The sequence below is a fragment of the Streptomyces alkaliterrae genome, assembly GCF_007097205.2.
Taxonomy (GTDB): Bacteria; Actinomycetota; Actinomycetes; order Streptomycetales; family Streptomycetaceae; genus Streptomyces; species Streptomyces alkaliterrae.
In genome coordinates, this window is the sequence record NZ_VJYK02000558.1 from 1 (window position 1) to 1,632 (window position 1,632).

General features: G+C 74.3%; 2 protein-coding genes. Both read left to right on the top strand.

Annotation, left to right across the window (positions count from 1 at the left end):
* The first annotated feature begins 32 nt into the window (after positions 1-32).
* Entirely contained in the window at positions 33-806 is a 774-nt protein-coding gene (modA, locus tag FNX44_RS26715; RefSeq protein ID WP_143651541.1) for a molybdate ABC transporter substrate-binding protein, read from the top strand.
* Positions 803-1,632 (top strand): ABC transporter permease (locus FNX44_RS26720; protein ID WP_143651542.1); only part of this gene is annotated, 830 nt, incomplete at its 3' end. The genes modA and FNX44_RS26720, both read left to right, overlap by 4 nt.

Here is a 1,632-nt window from a genome sequence, read left to right on the forward strand (position 1 = left end):
GCCTCCCCCTCCTCCTCCGAGAAGAGACCCACGTGCCGCACGTCAGCCCCCCGCGCCGCCGCCTGCTCGGCGCCGCGCTCGCCCTCCTCCTCACCGCGCCGCTGGCCGCCTGCGGCGGGGGCGGCGGCAGGGCCGACGGCGCCGACACCCGCCTCACCGTCCTCGCCGCCGCCTCCCTCACCGACGTACTGCGAGCCGCCGGCGCCGCGTACGAGAAGGAACACGACGACACCCGCGTCCGCTTCTCGTTCGCCGGCTCCCAGGAACTCGTCGCGCAGGTGAAGCAGGGCGCACCGGCGGACGTCCTCGTCACCGCCGACACCGACAGCATGGACACCCTCGCCGACCGCACCGACGACCCGACGGTCGTCGCCCGCAACCGGCTGGTCATCGCCGTCGCCAAGGGCAACCCGGAACGCCTCGACGGACTCGCCGACCTCGGCCGCACCGGCCTGAAGGTGGTGCTCGCCGCCCCCGAGGTGCCCGCCGGGCGTTACGCCCGCGACGTACTCGACCGCCAGAAGGTGAAGGTCGGCAGCGTCTCCGACGAACCGAGCGTGCGGGCCGCGCTCAGCAAGATCGAGCTCGGCGAGGCCGACGCCGGCATCGTCTACGCGACCGACGCCGCGTCCAGCGACCGCGTGGACACCGTCGCCGTGCCCGACCGGCAGAACATCGACGTCTCCTACCCCGCCGCCGTACTGACGGACGCCCCGAACCGCGAGTCCGCCGCCGACTTCGTCGACTGGCTCAACTCACCCGCCGCGCGCCGGGTGTTCGCCGACGCCGGATTCCAGCAGCCATGACCGGCGCCCGCCTGTCGACCCCGCGTCTCGGCCGCCCCACCCGGACCCCGCTGACGCTGGCCGTACCCGCCCTGCTCGCCGTCGCGTTCCTCGCACTGCCACTGGTCGGCGTCCTCGTCCACACCTCGTGGCGGGAACTGCCCGGACACCTCGCCAGCCCCGAGGCGACAGAGGCGCTGTGGCTGTCCCTTGTCGTCTCCTTCTGGTCGCTGCTGCTGTCGCTGGTCATGGGCGTGCCGCTGGCCTGGCTGCTCGCCCGCGCCGACTTCCCCGGCAAGGCGCTCGTACGGTCCCTGGTCATGCTGCCGATGGTGCTGCCGCCGACCGTCGGCGGCGTCGCGCTCCTGCTCGCCTTCGGCCGTCGCGGCCTGCTCGGGCCCTGGCTGGAGAACACCTTCGGGCTCACCCTGCCGTTCCACACCTCCGGCGCGGTCGTCGCGGCGACGTTCGTCTCCATGCCGTTCCTCATCGTCAGCCTTGAAGGCGCCCTGGCCGGGCTGCGCCCCCGCTACGAGGAGACCGCCGCCTCCCTCGGCGCCGGCCCGCTACGGGTCTTCCGCACCGTGACACTGCCGATGGTCGCCCCCGCGCTGGCCGCCGGTGCGGCTCTCACCTGGGCCCGCGCGCTCGGCGAGTTCGGCGCCACCATCACCTTCGCCGGCAACCTGCCGGGCGAGACCCAGACCCTCCCCCTCCGCGTCTACCTGCTGCTCCAGGAACAGCCCGAGGCCGCCACCTCCGTCTCCCTGCTCCTGCTGCTCATCGCCCTGGCCACCCTCGTCGCCCTCCGCGGCCGCTGGACGGCGGCCGCGGAGGGCGACGAGGG